This window comes from Petralouisia sp. (genome assembly GCF_056822245.1).
The window spans coordinates 12734-28987 of the sequence record NZ_JBQIOP010000052.1; the positions used below are offsets into that span (position 1 = coordinate 12734).

Consider the following 16254-nt stretch of genomic DNA (forward strand, 5'->3'; position numbering starts at 1 on the left):
CATAGGTTTTCAATTACTATTTTTCAAGCTCTTCTGCCAGCTTGCGCATATATGCCACGTCTCCCGGCTCCAGCTCTAATTCTGCTGATTTGATGTTTTCATCAATCTGGGCCACTGTGGTGGCTCCGCTTAACAGGTTGATAAATTCACCCTGAGCCAGAATCCATGCAAGGGCCAGGTTTGCCACGGTGCAGTCATATTTCTCACAGAGAGGTTTCCATGCATCCATCATATCCATGGCTTTTGACATATTCTCCGGCTGGAACCATTTCTTAGGAATCTGCGCTCCTACCGGTTTGTAATCTCTGGGAAGAGCCCCGCTTAACAGACCCATTTCCAATGGAGAGTAGGCCTGGATTGTCACATTGTTTTCCTTGCAGACCGGAAGAAGCTCCTCTTCAATTCCCCGATCCAGAATACTGTATTTTGCCTGAACGATATCCAGAGAACCATATTTTAAGTACTCTTTGATGTGGTTTACATCCACGTTGGCTGCTCCGATGGCACGGATTTTGCCCTGAGCCTTTAAGTCGTTTAACACTTCCATGGTTTCTGAGATTGGAGTGAAACAGGGCTCCACTGCCTGCCAGTGCGTCATGTAAACATCAATATAATCTGTGCCAAGCCGTTCTAAGCTCTGGTCAATCTCTTCCAGGATAGATTCTTTGGAAAGGTTTTTGTAAAGCTGTGTATCGCCCACTTTGTTGAACAGACTTCCTTTTCTGTCATTCCAGATAATGCCGCATTTTGTGATAATCACCACATCTTCCCGGTTCATTCCCTCTAATGCTTTTCCCACAATCTTTTCGCTGTTTCCAAAATTGTATCCCGGAGCGGTGTCGATCAGGTTCACGCCCAGTTTGGGGCATTGCCGGATCAGGTCAACCACTACTTTCAGATCGTGATCCCCGCCCCAGGCCGGGCCCCCGCCGATGGACCAGGTTCCAAGTCCCATTCTTGAAATATCCGTACCTGTACTTCCAAGCTTCATTTTTTTCATAATTATCTGTTATCCTTTCTGCTGTTCATAATACTCTTTCAGCCGTTCCTCCACCTGGGCCCGGTTCTGCACTCCTGTTGTGGCGCCGATGCTCTGTACGCTGATGGAAGCCGTAACGTTGGCAAATTCCGCACATTCCTTCAGCGTTTTTCCTTCCAGAATCGCTGTGATAAAGCCCGATGCGAAATTATCCCCTGCGCCGATGGTGTCAATGGCAGTGATTCCCTGCATGGCCGGAACCTCCATCACGGTTTTGTCCTGGCTCTTGATGTAGCAGCCTTTCTTTCCGGTCTTAATTACCACATGCCCAATCCCGCAGTCCAGAAACTTATCCGCAATCTTTTCCAGTTCTTCTTCTCCTGTCATAAGACACGCTTCGTCATAATTGGGAAAAAAATAATCCACATAACCCAACGCTTCCCTGATATCTTCCAGTGTCTCTCCCAATCTGGCCTTAATCATGTCCGCACAGATAATCATATCCTGCTTCTTTGCTTCCTGAAAAATCCGTACCAACGCTTTGCAGTCCAGAAGGGGATTATTGAAAATACTTGCCAGTGACAAAAGCCTTGCTTCCCCCAACCGGGAAAGCTCCACATCTCCAATAGTCATCTTCCATAAACTGCCGTTGCGGTTTGTCACAAACGTCCGCTCGCCGTCAGCCGTTACCAGGCCCACATTGATGGAAGTGTCGATTCCTTCCCTGATCTTGACGCCGGAATAGTCAATGCCGTTCTTTTCACAATGTTCCATGATAAAATTCCCCACTGCATCCCGGCCTACCATGCTCATCAGCCCAATCTTGTGCCCCAGCCGCGACAGAATCGTGGCTTCGTTGATGGCGTCTCCGCCGATGGTCATGGAAATCTGCTGCAGCGGAAACGACTCGACCTCGAACATATCCCGATTTACCGGCTGCAGCGGAATATCCACAATTGCAGCGCCCACACAGACTGCGTCTAATTTTTTCTCCACAATTATTCCGCCTTTCCGTCATCTCCGAATAAAACAATTTTCTCCAGGGCCCGCTGTTTTACAGCCAGTCTTACTGCTCTTTCCACCTCCAGAAACGGCTTATCAACATTTGCCCCGATTGCAGTCATGGCAGCCTGGCACAATTCGGTATGGATATTGATTTTGGCAATTCCAAGAGAAATTGCTTTCTTAATATCTTCATCGCCGATTCCGGAAGCTCCGTGCAGCACCAGAGGTACGGATACTGCGTCTCTTACTTTCTCCACCACTTCAAAGTTCAGCTTCGGCTCGGAGGTGTATACGCCGTGCTGATTTCCGATGGCAACCGCCAGAGAATCGCAGCCGGTGCGCGCTACAAATTCCGCCGCCTGGGACGGGTCTGTGTACTGATAGCTTGCAAGAGCTTCTTCGTAGACAGTCTCATTGCCCACATGGCCCAGTTCTGCCTCCACCGGTATTCCCAGAGGATGGAAATAATCTACCACTTCTTTGGTGAGGCGGATATTTTCTTCAAATTCATATGCGGACGCATCCCGCATCACAGAATTCATTCCATGTACATATGCATTCTGCACAATTTCCATGCTGCGGCCGTGATCCCAGTGGGTGATGACTGGAACAGTAGCTTTCTTTGCCATGGAAACCATCATATGGCAGAAATCTTCAAAAGAAGTGTTTCCCACAAATCCGGTTCCGAAGGAAATAATCACCGGAGCCTTGGCCTCTTCTGCGGCGTCCATGACGCCCATCAGCATTTCTGCGTTCCATACATTAAAATGAGGGATTGCAAATTTTCCTTCTTTTGCCTTGTTTTCCCAATATCTGATATCTGCTAACATTTGTTTTCCTCCCTGAATCTATTTTCGTTTCCCTTAGTCTGCTTCTTCAATTTTAATTACGCCTTTGATAATGTCCTTCTTGCAGTTGACCGATTCCTCGAACGCCCTCTGCACATCCTGATAATCATAAATATGAGTCACCATGGATTTCACGTCAAATTTTCCGGATGCAATGGCGTCAATGGTCATCGGATAATTATTTGCATAACGGAATACCGTCTGAATCTGCACTTCCCGGTTGATTTTCAGAAAATCAATGGGCACCTCGCCCGGGATGGTTCCCACAATCATAATCTTTCCGCCTCTTGCCACAATCTGAGGCGCCTGCTTTGCAGTAATCTGTGAGCCTGCTGTTTCAAATACGATGTCTGCTCCAAGCTCTCCCACCAGTTCTTTGCATCTGCTGACGGTATCTTCTTCCATTCCGTTGATCACTTCAGATGCGCCCAGCTGTTTTGCCATTTCCAGACGTTTCGACATTACGTCTACCACCACAATGTCTGTTGCGCCCAGGCTCTTGCAGCCCTGCAGGGTCATCAGGCCGATACAGCCTGCGCCCAGAATCACAATCTTTTTGCCCAGTCTTGCGCCGCCTTTTAGGGCCGCATGCATTCCTACTGCCGCAGGCTCCACCAGGGCGCCCTCCATCGTACTCATGTTTTCCGGAAGTTTGTAGGTAAAGTTCTCCGGATGACAGAGATAATTGGTCAATGCGCCTCTGTAGTTAGGCTGTGTAGCCATAAAGTCCACATCCGGGCAGATATTGTAATGTCCCTCCAGGCAGTATTTGCATTTACCGCAGGGTACGCCCGGTTCAATGTTCACCCGATCACCGGGTTTGAATTTTGTCACCTTGCTTCCCACCTGCACTACGGTTCCGGCGCATTCATGGCCCAATCCAATCTTCTGGTTGGGATCTTTGGGCGGGATAAAGGGGCCTGACTCAAATCCATGCACATCAGAACCGCAGATTCCCACATACTCCACCTTCAGCATAATCTCATCATCCTTCGGCGCCGGCACAGGCGCGTCTTTGATTTCCATTGTTCCGGGAACTACCAGAATTGCCTCTGTATTTTTCATATGGTTTGTCTCCTTTCTGCAAGCTGCAGTCCATTTATTCTACGTTACCGATATCCTCCACAGATTCTCCTCTTGTCTCAACACCGAAAATAAATACACACACTGCAATAATCACCGCTACAATTGTAATCAGTACAAACACTCCGCCGCTTCCCATGGAGCTTGCAACATAAGTTACAAGGAAGGGGAAAAATATGTTGCTGACACGGCCCACTGCATTGCAGAATCCGGAACCGGAGAGTTTTGCGGAGGTAGGCCACATTTCCGGCACATATACTGCAGATGCGTAGCATACATACATGTAAATTACCGTATTCAGGAAGAAGGTGGAAACGATCAGCGGGGTCATCTGCGTCTGCTGTCCTGTAATAATTCCCAGAACTGCCATGCCTGCCAGCAGTCCCACACCCATCACGCGTCTTGGAATCTTATCCATAATCAAAGATGCGATAAAAATTCCGAAGGGAGCGCCGAACAGTCCGAACATGGTCATAAACTGTGAGGAGGAAGTATCATATCCCAGTGCTCTTAACAGGGAGGGCATCCAGTTCATCAAGGTATACTGAATGGTATTCATGCCGATCAGTACCAGAGAGCCTACAATGGTTCTCTTTAAAAGCTTACCGCGAAACAGGGCGGAATAGGGGAGCTGTTTTACGTCCTTGGGCGCTTCTGTTACCGGAGGCAGCGGTTTGCCTGTGGAAGCCTCAATTTCCTTTTCAATTTTTGTCATAATCTCATCGGCTTCCTCTGTCCTTCCCTGAGCCTCCAGCCATCTGGGCGACTCCGGAAATTTCTTTGCAATCAGCAAAGACGCAAGGATGGACAGGATAGAGGGAATCATGTACTGGACTCTCCAGTTCATATTGTAGCTGATTCCTGTCAGGGCTATCACAAATGCAATTCCGTTGCAGACCGGATGGGCCCAGTTCCCGATGAAGGAGTTCCGGCTTGACCATACGCCGCGGTTTCTGCCGGGAACATATTCTGTAAATCCTGCAAACAATACTACAAGAAGCGCGCCCAGGCCGAAGCCCTGCACCAGTCTGAATACATAGAGTATTCCGATGTTAGGTGAAACCGCGCCGCCAACCATGGCGATAATATGTATCATTTCATACAAAAGAATACTTTTCTTACGTCCGATTTTATCACCGATAGGCCCGCCTACCAGTGCGCCGAACAGCTGTCCCGCCGTATAAGTAGTGCCCCACATTGCCAGAAGGGCGCTGCCTTCCTCCAGCCAGTGCAGCTCATTCAGAAGGATGTTCTGTACCGCGCCGCCGATTCCGTTTGACCAGCAAACTAAAAGGGCGAAGGCAGATACCAGCCACATCTTAATATGCCAGCCTGAATTCGGAAGCCGGTCAAGCCTTGCACCGATATTCACGCTTTTCGTTGCATTAGATGCCATAATATTTTCCTCTCTTTTCTCATTCTTTTTCACTCTTTATTAAAATCAGTCCTCGAAGTCATAGTGGAAAATGACTTTAATCGCCTCTTTGTTTGCCATCAGTTCAAATCCTTTTTCCCACTCAGAAAGACCGAGTCTGTGTGTAATCATAGGCTGAACTTTAATCTGTCCGGACTCTAACAGGCGGATTGCGTTTCTCCAGGAGGTGGAATCGTACGCCATATGTCCGATGATGCTCTTATTCCAGGATGTAATGTCATTGATGGAGAATTCCAGAGGCTTAAATCCCATTCCCACGCGAACCACTTCTCCGTTTGGACGAAGCATTTCAATGGCCTGCTGCAAAGCAATGTTGGCGCCGGAGCATTCCACAACCAGTCCCAGGTTATCTCTTCCGCAGATTTCCGTACATCTGGCAACAACATCTTCTTTCGAACCATTTACCACATGGGTGGCGCCCAGTTCTTTTGCCACGGCGAAACGAACCTTGGTGTCCTCTTCCAGTCCCACCATTACGATGTTCACAGCTCCCATAATTCTGGCAACCTGTACGGCAAACAGTCCCAACGGGCCGGTTCCGAATACCACAACGTCCTGTCCGGGCAGAAGATGCGCCTGCTGCGCAATGGCTTTGTAGGAGTTGCAGATTGGGTCAAGCACAGCCGCTTCTTCGTATTCCACATGTTCCGGAATCTCCCAGATGGCATGTTTGTGAATTCTCAGGATTTCACCGGGAACCTTGCAGTATTTGGAAAATCCACCGCCCCAGGTATTGTTGTCCAGTCCCAGGTTTACTTTATGTTCGCAGCAGAGGAAATCTCCCTGTTCGCAGGACGGGCATACGCCGCATACATGGGCGCTGTTATCCGATACCACCCGCTGTCCTACTTTCCAGTCCTTCACCAGTTCCCCCACTTTTACAATCTCTCCGGCAAATTCATGTCCCCGGATGGAATTAAATTCATCAGAGCCATTGTCCACTTTGTAGTGCTTCATATCCGCTCCGCAGATTGCCGCTGCTTTAATCTCAATAATAATATCTTCCGGGCCACATTCAGGCTCTGGTACTTCGATCATCCGATATCCGCCAAACGCTTTTCCATATCTTGCTAATGCTTTCATGTTCTTCTCCTTTTTTAATGAATGTATCATGCCTCTTGGTTTCTTGCATCTTGCTGCTCCCGGCCGGAAACGCTGTCCTTTGATGTAATTACAGTCTACTTCAAATCTTTATTTTTGTCAATTTATTTTCTGTGTTTTAAAGATTTTCAGCATATTACACAGAACTATATCTTTATTTTGTCATTTTTCTTTGGTTTAAAGGATTGTTATTGTTTATTTTTCACAGATTTTTCTGTGTTTTAAAGATAACGTGATTATGATATGCAGAATAACAAAGCGGACAAGTCCGCTTCAACTCCCTAAATCCCTCATTCATGAGGGACTTGGACGATTTGCTGCGCCGAGTGCGGTCACGCAGTGACATCTTCTATTCGCACGAGTGCGCATATTATTTTTTATTCTATAGGAGAGATACTTTCACGCTTTAGCGTGACAAGGTCTTTCCTATAGAATAAAAAAGGGCTGCCGCATTAAGAAGCAAACATACAAGATTTTGTGATATAGAAATTATGCCATATCCTGCAGTTATATTTCTTAATACAGCAGCCCTTCATATTTTTATGAAAGGACAATTCCCATATGGGAAAGAACTTTTTCATGAGTGGTTTCATCTGTCAGAGTGTATGCAACCATCGGCACGCTCTTCATGCCTTTTTCCCAGTAACCATCTTCAACCGGAACCGTACGATACCATTGAACGCCCAGGAACAGTTCATGGGCCAAAAGCCTGTCTTTTGCTTCTGTGTCTGCCCATTGACAGGAAAGGACAGGCGTTAAAACACCATTGACTTCAACGCAAAAATTTTCTTGCGTCCTCCCAACTGCGGCCATCGCCGTATTCCACAGTATATCTGTTTCCGTTTCCTTTCTGAACGGCAATTACTGCCGCGTCATCCCATCCTCCGGCAAGGTCTTTTATAATTTCAGGATTCCAGATTGCCTGGGCCAAACGCGTATACAACTGCAGCCTTTCGCGGATTGCGTTCTTATCAAACTGCGCATAGGAAGCAAAGCCAAACTCCTGGGCCAACGGGAGGAACTTAGGATTGTTTTGATAAGCGTCCGCATTGAGGGACTGGGCCAGAATATTGTCACTCAGATACCTGGAAACCTTCTGCCCATAATTCATATCCTGGTAGCTTCTATTGTGATCGCTTGTCAGCAAAATCAAATTGCCAAATTTACGGCGGTTATTATGAAAATCATCCTCGTCATTAAACATTGCTGCGTAGCTTTGGTAATCATCCGGCAGGATGTGTTCTATGTCATAGGAGCTCTTTGGTCTGCGGTCAATGTAAGCTGCAAACTGAGATGCCCGTCCCATTCTCGTGTCCACATAATCCGTCAGCCGCGCCAACATATGAAGCATATACCGGCCTGTAAACTGATTCAGTTCAAAATGCTGAATTGCATCCAGTATTTCCGGCATCCTTTGTAATGCCGCCGTAAGCTTGATTCCAATTTTTTTAAGATCTTCATTCCGGATCTGGCACATCAGCTTAAAAAGCAGGAACTTGTTCGTATTCCAGTTTACTTTTTTATAATTGAAAATTCTGGTTGAGGCAAAATGTCAACAAAGGCAGAGACCATTTTAATTTTTGCATCCACAACGGACGGGGCGTCATCAACCTTAACGGCAGACATAATGAGATAGGTCTGATAAGTGATGTCTCTGTGCGCATTATAGAATACAGCTTCATAGCCTTTGGTCATCTGCCTGGAATATGCCTTAATGCGCAGATACAGTTTTGTCATCTGCTCCAGCTCTACTGTAATCAGTTCTTTATACTGTTTGGGCTGTGTCAGCTTCATGCCTGTGCGCGCGTTCTGGCGTACCCAGGTATGGAATTTTTCTCCCAGCAATTCAAAATCTCTGTCCTCCGCACCCTTTTTGGTTTCACGAATCGAATTTGCATATTTTGCCCGAAGCCAGGCAGAGATAAAATCCACATCTTCCGCCTTCACATTGCCGCTGCTCTGCGCCTCACAGACATTCTTTATACTGCTGATGTTCTGCTGCCAGATTTTATTGACTGCATTTCTGTCCTCTTCATCCACCCGCTGGATAATAAATGCCTTCAGCATTTCCGCACTGTTAAGGCTGAGTCCCCGGTCATTCATCGTCAGGAAAATCGTATGCGCCTCGTCTTGCGAAGGCGTATCAATTTCCAGAAGAAGCGCTTTTCCCTTTAGCCAGTAAATAAAATAGGGAAGGGCTTCTCCTTTCAGCTCATCCGGGAATAATTCTTCAATATCCGAATAACGGGCTAATAAGTTCTGATTGCTCTCATTGTCTGAAGTGTACGCTTTATTTTCATCCCACAATGCCTGCATACAGGAATTGCGTTCCTCCACATTTACGTTGAATGCCATTGCGCCAAAGTTATCCTTATAAATCAAGTTATCAATATGAACCGGAAGAAACGGAATTCCTTTCACCTGCTTCTGAAGATTTCTCAGATAAATCAGCAGCAGCGTCAGCGTTGTAAGTCTCTGCTGTCCATCCACAATCTGCCGCGGGGAGCTGTCTGTGCAAATGATGCTTCCCATGAAGTAGTAACCATATTTTTCTACCGCCTGAGGGGATGTATGCTCCACCGGGTCGTAGTCGTTCTGGAATGCATGATAAAAATCCATAATCAGTTCCTCAACCTGTTTCCGGCCCCAACGGTACTCTCTCTGATAATAGTCTACTTCAAACCGCCCTCTTGTAAAAATAGTTTCAATTGTGTCTGTTTTGTCTATTTTTTTCATGTATCTGTCTCCCCTTTCCTATTATGCGTCCGTCATGGGTTCAGACTCCTCAGCAACCATCAACACCTTTGATGGTTGAAATTGATACATCCCAGAAGAATCAGTACTCTCAGAATCGGATATGTAACTGTCAGAATGCTCTTCAAAATTTTCGACCTGTTCCATCACTTTATGGAATACCTCAGGACTGTACTGCGGCGGATAGCCATTTTTAACCAGACATATCTTAACCTCAAGTTTCAACTGACTGCGGACATTTTTATTATTGAGCCAATCGGCAAAAGATGATTTTGTATCAATTATTTCTTTTACATTTTTTGCCAAAGCTTTGCACTTGTCATTGATAACAACTCCGTCTGCTTTCTTATCTGTTCCATATTCAAAATCGTACTGGTCACGCAGGGCTATAAAAATATCATAAAAAGCTTTTTCTTCAAACGTTAAGCCAAGTTTACGGAAACTTTCTCTGTTTTCATTCATCTGACGTAAAATAGTCAAAGCCTGCTCTGTTGCAATCTTAATAATATCCTCAGAAGCCTGCTCCTGCGCTTCTCCGGCTTCTTCCGCATCAAGACGCTTACGTCTTTCATGGTATTCTGCAATGGTCTTTTCCAACATTTCCTGGAAAGTCCTTGCCGCTAATTGATTGATTTTTGCATATTCTTTTATCTGCTTACGAAGCATTTTTACAAGCAGCTCCAGCTTCGTTGCAGGCATTTTGACATCAGATAATTTATCAAAGTATTCTGGAGAAAAAATATCTTCTTCTCTGCCGCTTTCAAGAACGCTTTCGACCTGGTTGTATTTAAGGGCTTCCTCAACCATTCTGGAAACTGCACGATTCATCATATCGGTATCCAATTCGCTTGTTCCGCTCAATTTGCGCACAAAGCCTGCCACTGCCATAAAGCACTGTGCCAGTGCAGATTCTTCTTCACCAAGAATTCCGGAAGGCTGACAAATGTCAAAAGCCAGTCTCATTCTCTTTACTGTCTGTAAGAAGTACGTTTTGAATGGAACCTTCTGAGTCTTTCTGTCCCTCTCCATCTGCAATTCCTGTGTGGATGCAAATACATATTCGGCTGCTTTTGCAAGAAGCCTGTAGCGCTCTGCAGGATCACAATCTGGATTCAGAAAAGATGCCAAATCGTAATTCACAAACAATGTTTTTAAGATTCCCAGTTCTTCTCGAAATACAGAGGCTGCCTGCTCAACATCATCGGATGTAGGCGCCACAGAAGTATCTCCGCCATAAAGTTTCATGGCCTCACGCATGTTATCGCGAATTCCAATATAATCAACAACCATTCCAAACTCTTTTCCAGGATATTTTCTATTTACCCGGCTGATAGTCTGAATCAGCAGATGCTTTTTGAGAGGTTTGTCATTATATAAGTATGTAAGAGACGGCACATCAAATCCAGTGATCCACATATCGACTACAATTACAATACGAAAATTTGATTTTTCCTGTTTGAAAACTTCGTCCAATTCTTCAGAACGCTTACTATTACGAACACCGCCAAGATAATTGTACATCTCTGCATCGTCATTACTGCTCACACTTGATACCATAGCCATAAAAGGCACCGGCTTCAATTCTTTAAGTTCTTCCTCCGTTACAAGCACTCCGTCAGCGCTTTTCTTTTCTTCAAACCATTCCGGATATTTCTCCTTAAATGTTTGCAGTAAAGCATAAGCTATTTTTCTGTTTGAACAAACTACCATGGCTTTCTGTATTCTATCTGGGTCACCTGCACAGGAAGAAACATAGTGGTTATGAATATCCGCCGCAAGACGCTCCAAACGTAATGGTTCTCCAAGAATGACCTCCATTGAACTCATTGCTTTTTTACTGGCTTCGATATCCTCTTGTGTGGCACAGTCATCAGCACATTTTTTATAGTAATCTTCAATTTGTTTTACCTTTTCTTTATCCAGCAGCACCTTTGCAATACGGGGATGATACTTGATCGAAACCGTTAATCCGTCAGCAACTGCCTGATCCATGGTATACCGATCAATCTCCTCACCAAAGGTCTGATAAGTTTCTGCAATCGGAGTCCCTGTAAAACCCACGAAAACAGCCTGCGGAAAAGCTTCTTTTAACACCTTTGCATAAGGCTTTGACACCATAGCTTTCATATTTGCATCAGCGTTCTTGCTGAACTGAATTTTTTTGGCATGTTCAAGTTGGGTTCTGTGAGCTTCATCAGAAAAACAAATGATGTTTCGGCGGTTATTGATCAACCCCATTTTATCATTTTCACGGTCGCAGAACTTCTGAATGGTACAGATATAGAAACCGCCAGTTTGCCTTGCACCAAGCTCCTGTCTTAACTCTGCTCTGTTTTTTATAACAGAAACCTCCCCCAGATTCAGGAATTCCTTACTTTTGGTAAAAAGCCTTGCTCCCTGCTTTTGAAGTTCATCGCGATCAACAATCAGAATAATCGTGGGCGAACCAATCTGAGGAATCTCCGTACAGCGAAGGGCAAGCTGACGGGCAAGAAACGCCATTGTGTAAGTTTTTCCGCATCCTGTTGCGCCAAAATATGTCCCGCCTTTACCGCTTTTTTCGATAACAGAATTTATAATACTTTGCTTTAGTAACCTTGCTGCAAAAAACTGTGGATAGCGGCACACGATTTCTACCTCAGAACTATCATAAACGCTGTCCTGAAAATAAATGTAGTCTCTGAAAATTTCAAGAAACCGAACAGGACTAAATACGCCTTTTATCATTGTCTTTGTTTCTTCAAAAGGCAGAGAAGATATTTTATCGCTTTCATTCACGCGGCGCCAAGCATAAAAATGCTCATAAGGCGTACGAACTGTTCCAAGTCTTGTTTTTACGCCGTCTGAAATGCAGGCAAGAGGGCAATAATGCAATAAATGGGGAATATCTCTCCAATAACGTATATTAATCTGTTCCCATGCATCATAAATGGTGGCATTGGCATCGGCAGGATTTTTCAGTTCCATTACACATAACGGCATACCATTTACGAACAAAAGCACGTCTGGTCTGCGATTTTCTTTCTGACCATTATTTGTATATTCTACTGTAAACTGATTTACCACACGAAATATGTTCCTGTCCGGATTTTCAAAATCAATAAGCGGTATCATTCTCGCCAGTCCGTCCTGTGGTATAAACTGAATGCCGTCAACCATCCAGCCATACACCTTGTGCAAAGTGGCAAAATCACTTTCACTGCCTGCCAGACGCACATTATCATAAATCCGAGTAACCTCATCTTCCGTTAAATCCGCATTTCTACCTGCAATAAACTTCTTAAAGTCATCAGCAATCAGCACGTCTCTTTTTGTTGCACGGGAAATAGCGCTGCCAGAAGAATATTTCCAGTTTTCAGCCTCCAAAAATCCAATAAAGGCATATTCATATTCTGCTTCACAATAACGGCCATTGTAATTTTTTAGCTTAGCCATAGGCTACGCCTCCTTTGTTTTTCTTCCTTCCTCCATCGAACCCTTTATAAGTATGGGGCAAATCTCTTTAATTTTTGCTTTTAGTTTTTCATTGATTTCTTTGCGAATGTTATACGCTTTAAATATATTAATGATATCATGTTGAATCTTGATATCAGGAACAGGAATTCTAACTTCACACATTTGCTCCCAGTCGAAGGTTTCTCTTGCACTTCCCCATGAATGAAAACGGGAATAACGATTAAATTCGCTGCGTTCAAATATCATTGATAAGTATTCCGGCATTAATTTTTCCGTATCATTAACCCTGAATACAATATAAGAGGAAGAACATATATAAGTCTCATTGCTATTATTACGGGCAAGAGAAATTTTTTCTCCATTTCTTGAAGTTACTGTTACATACGCAAATTCATTAGGATTAACAATCATATACGGCTTAAGAGAAACTCCTTCCATATTTGCCTTTGTATCAATGAATTTCTTTTCAATTGAAACCCCTCTTACCGCATGGATTCCATACTCTAATTCGTCGTTTTTTTTATCGCTGATTGAAATATAAGTCCCTAATTTTTGATGTGGCAATTTTTTTCTGAGTTCATCAATATAAGCATCGCAAACCTGTTTCAAATCCTCCAATCCACGCTCATAGCTTTGCTGATTGAAAAGCATGGCATTGTAAATATCTACATACTTTTGCTGAATAGAAAGCGTTGGAAGTTCCAATTCTATCTCACAGAATGCTTCCCAATCGAGATTTGAACGAACACTGCCATCACTGCAAAATGCACCATACCTGTCTTTTTCTCTGGACAGAAATTTCATAAAAAAGTAACTTGGAAGGACAGCATCTGTTGCTGTAACTTCAAAAGTGATATAAGCAGGTGAAACTAAAATGGGGGTATCATTATTATACATACTTATTCTGATACACGCATCTCTGCCAGTTTGCATACCACTATATACAAAGCGATTTCTTCTAACGACTTTATACTTCGTTTCATCAAGTCCTTCCGTATTTGCAACAGTAGGCATAAATTCTTTATTAATGTTTATTCCATAGAACTCTCTAATGCTGAGAGCATTCCTTTCATCAACTATAGTCACTATTTGCCCTATTTTGTACTTAGTTAATCCCATACCCAATCCCCCTGAATGCATCTTCCAGCATTTGCTGTGATTTCCTTTCCTGTTTCATTATTTCTTTCATTTCTGCCTGAATACGCCCCATTTCCTTGGCATAGTCAATGTCCAGATCGTGGTCGATAAACTCAATATATTTGCTCGGAGTTAGCGTCCAGCCTTTATATTCAATCTCGTCAATGCCTACGCTACGATAAAGTTCAGGTACTTCATATTTGCTTCCGTCAGTTCCTTGGCTCTGCCAAGTGTGATAAATTCCGGAGGCTTTTTCTATCTGTTCCGTTGTCAAACGTACTTTCTTTTTGTTTTCCCCCTTAACAGGATTCTCTTTCCATTGGCGCAAATCCATAAAAAGTATTTCATACTCACGATTACGCAGATTTCTGCCGTGATAGTTGCCCCCTTTTTTATTCTGATTCAAAATCCAAAGGGTAACGCTTATATCGGTAGTAATAAATAATTCTCTTGGCAGAACAATAATGGCCTCCACTTTATCATTCTGTATCAGTTTTTTACGGATTTCAAAAGTATCACTATCATTCAATGCGCCATTAGCAAGCAAAAATCCGGCGACGCCATCAGCAGATTTTAAATGCGAAAGCATGTGTAGAATCCAGGCATAGTTTGCATTGCTTTCCGGCGGCGTTTGATAATCAGCCCAACGAGGATCATTTTTCAGATGATCATTGTACCACCCTTTAAGATTAAATGGAGGATTAGCCATTATGTAATTAAAATACACTCCTTTGTGCAAATCATGAATAAAGGAAGAATCATTTGTTTCACCAAGATTATGGCTGAGTCCGCGAAGCGCCAGGTTCATTTTTGCAAGCCGATATGTAGCCGCGTCCTTTTCCTGCCCATAAATGTTGATTCGATTGATATCACCCTGCCTTGATTTCACAAGAACAGCGCTCTGAATAAACATGCCGCCAGAACCGCAGCAGGGATCGTATAACATTCCGTCATAAGGTTCAATCATAGATGCAATCAATTGAACCACATCATGAGGAGTATAAAATTCTCCTTCTTCTTTTGTGGCATTAACGGCAAATTCCTTGAGGAAATATTCGTATACATGTCCGATCAGATCTTTTTCTTCTCCAAATGCTTTATGGCTGATTTTATTCACTTCATCCACAAGCTTTTTTATGTCATTTGGTGCAAGATTACGGGTTGTAAATGTACCTTCAACAAAACAGCCCTTTAAATCATCTGACCCTGCTGCAATACTGTGTAAAGCCACGTCAAGGGCAACGTTAAGTCCCGGCGCAGGTGTATTGATAATGGTTGACCATCTTGCTTCTTCCGACAAATTATAGGTGCTGTCCGTGAAAGTTGCATCATCAAAAAAAGCTGCTCTGATATTTTCATCTTTGAGGTCAAAGCCCTGTTCAATCAAAGTCTGACGAAGTTTCTCAATTCCATCCTCGTATTCCTCACCAATAAAACGCAGGAAAACAAGTGTAAGCATCATATCTCTTTTTTCAAAGAATGAGCCTGAATTGCGCGCTGCACGCAGAATATCCCTGCAATTAAATAATATATTATCTATGTTCAATGTTTTTTCTGCAGTTTTCTTCTTTGCCATCTTAGCTTTTGTCCTTTCCAATCTATGTCCGTATGTGCGGAAACTGCTATAGCCAAAAGAATTTTTCAAACTCATCGCCTATATGGGAAAACCATTCTACGTCATTCTGCACAGCCCCGGTGTTTTTCCATTATTATAACCTCTGATGATTGCTTTTTCAACCGCGCGTTCAAAAACACCCTGCCGCATGAATTCCCATGGAATCTGTTGCCCGTCCGCTGATGTCCGTAGACTGGTTAAATGCCATTTATTCCTCTTTGCTTTGAAATGACAAATTGTTTTCCACTTTAATAATAAATTCTCCGCCGCAAAATCTAATACGGATTGCCCTGTTGCTTTCACTAAAATTCCCGATAAAATATCCGGCCCAATCAACGGGGCATAGCGGAACAGAAGAAAACTGTAGATAAAAACCCTGCACAACTGTTTTCAAATATCGCTTTCTATCTGATGCAGCGTATCTTCAAACTTCCGTACAATTGGCTGATGGAATAATACCGGTAACCATTTTCCGGATTCACTTACAAAAAAAGGCCATGCCTTTCCGTCCATAAAAAGCATAGCCTCAATTATGTTTACACTATTACTCCGGCGGTTAAATGTCGGAGTAATATATCTTCTGCCCCTCTCTCAGACAGTCTCTTCAACATCTGTTTTCCTCTCTCCATTTATTAATGTCCATACATACTCCTTCTACAAACAACTTTCCGGCAGTTCCATCTCATCCTTCATATGCACAAAACCATAGCTCTCATACAAAAGCCTTCCCATATCCGTTGGGTAGTGTCAAATCCTACCTGATTTTTTGTTACTCAAACCTTGATTTTATGGGAGTTTGCAAATAAAAGAGCATTGACCTCCCTTTTTATGGTATAATGTC

13 protein-coding genes are annotated in these 16254 nt (G+C 43.7%); all 13 read right to left on the reverse strand.

Annotated features, from left to right (window positions below; translation table 11 throughout):
• Positions 1 to 16: 16 nt before the first annotated feature.
• Positions 17 to 1000 carry an NADH-dependent methylglyoxal reductase gene (ydjG, locus tag ACTO17_RS16540; protein WP_482558696.1) on the reverse strand — a complete coding sequence of 328 codons (984 nt, stop codon included), beginning with the start codon at positions 998 to 1000 and terminating at the stop codon, positions 17 to 19.
• Between the two features lie 9 nt (positions 1001 to 1009).
• The gene (locus ACTO17_RS16545; RefSeq protein ID WP_482558697.1) at positions 1010 to 1975 is read right to left on the reverse strand and encodes a carbohydrate kinase family protein; all 966 of its coding nucleotides are present in this window, start codon (positions 1973 to 1975) and stop codon (positions 1010 to 1012) included.
• A gap of 2 nt (positions 1976 to 1977) precedes the next feature.
• Positions 1978 to 2814: a class II fructose-bisphosphate aldolase gene (locus ACTO17_RS16550; protein WP_482558698.1), complete on the reverse strand. Its 837-nt coding sequence runs from the start codon at positions 2812 to 2814 to the stop codon at positions 1978 to 1980.
• A gap of 33 nt (positions 2815 to 2847) precedes the next feature.
• Positions 2848 to 3897 carry an NAD(P)-dependent alcohol dehydrogenase gene (locus ACTO17_RS16555; RefSeq protein WP_482558699.1) on the reverse strand — a complete coding sequence of 350 codons (1050 nt, stop codon included), beginning with the start codon at positions 3895 to 3897 and terminating at the stop codon, positions 2848 to 2850.
• Positions 3898 to 3931: 34 nt separating this feature from the next.
• Positions 3932 to 5311 carry an MFS transporter gene (locus tag ACTO17_RS16560; RefSeq protein WP_482558700.1) on the reverse strand — a complete coding sequence of 460 codons (1380 nt, stop codon included), beginning with the start codon at positions 5309 to 5311 and terminating at the stop codon, positions 3932 to 3934.
• 45 nt (positions 5312 to 5356) lie between these two features.
• A complete protein-coding gene (locus ACTO17_RS16565; protein WP_482558701.1) occupies positions 5357 to 6433 on the reverse strand; it encodes a zinc-binding dehydrogenase in 1077 nt (358 codons plus the stop codon).
• A 558-nt stretch (positions 6434 to 6991) separates the two neighbouring features.
• Positions 6992 to 7264, reverse strand: coding sequence for a hypothetical protein (locus ACTO17_RS16570; protein WP_172536480.1), 273 nt, complete (start codon positions 7262 to 7264; stop codon positions 6992 to 6994).
• Complete coding sequence (locus ACTO17_RS16575; protein WP_482558702.1) at positions 7224 to 7862, reverse strand: GmrSD restriction endonuclease domain-containing protein; 639 nt, start codon at positions 7860 to 7862, stop codon at positions 7224 to 7226. Before ACTO17_RS16575 ends, ACTO17_RS16570 begins: the two co-directional genes overlap by 41 nt.
• Before the next feature lie 101 nt (positions 7863 to 7963).
• Entirely contained in the window at positions 7964 to 9187 is a 1224-nt protein-coding gene (locus ACTO17_RS16580; RefSeq protein WP_482558703.1) for a DUF262 domain-containing protein, read from the reverse strand.
• 21 nt (positions 9188 to 9208) lie between these two features.
• Positions 9209 to 12640 (reverse strand): type I restriction endonuclease subunit R, encoded by a 3432-nt coding sequence (locus ACTO17_RS16585; protein WP_482558704.1) that lies wholly within the window; start codon positions 12638 to 12640, stop codon positions 9209 to 9211.
• Between the two features lie 3 nt (positions 12641 to 12643).
• Positions 12644 to 13780 (reverse strand): restriction endonuclease subunit S, encoded by a 1137-nt coding sequence (locus tag ACTO17_RS16590; protein WP_482558705.1) that lies wholly within the window; start codon positions 13778 to 13780, stop codon positions 12644 to 12646.
• On the reverse strand, positions 13767 to 15374 hold the full coding sequence (locus ACTO17_RS16595) for an N-6 DNA methylase (RefSeq protein ID WP_482558706.1): 1608 nt from the start codon (positions 15372 to 15374) through the stop codon (positions 13767 to 13769). Before ACTO17_RS16595 ends, ACTO17_RS16590 begins: the two co-directional genes overlap by 14 nt.
• A gap of 96 nt (positions 15375 to 15470) precedes the next feature.
• Positions 15471 to 15716 carry a hypothetical protein gene (locus ACTO17_RS16600; protein ID WP_482558707.1) on the reverse strand — a complete coding sequence of 82 codons (246 nt, stop codon included), beginning with the start codon at positions 15714 to 15716 and terminating at the stop codon, positions 15471 to 15473.
• Positions 15717 to 16254 lie beyond the last annotated feature (538 nt).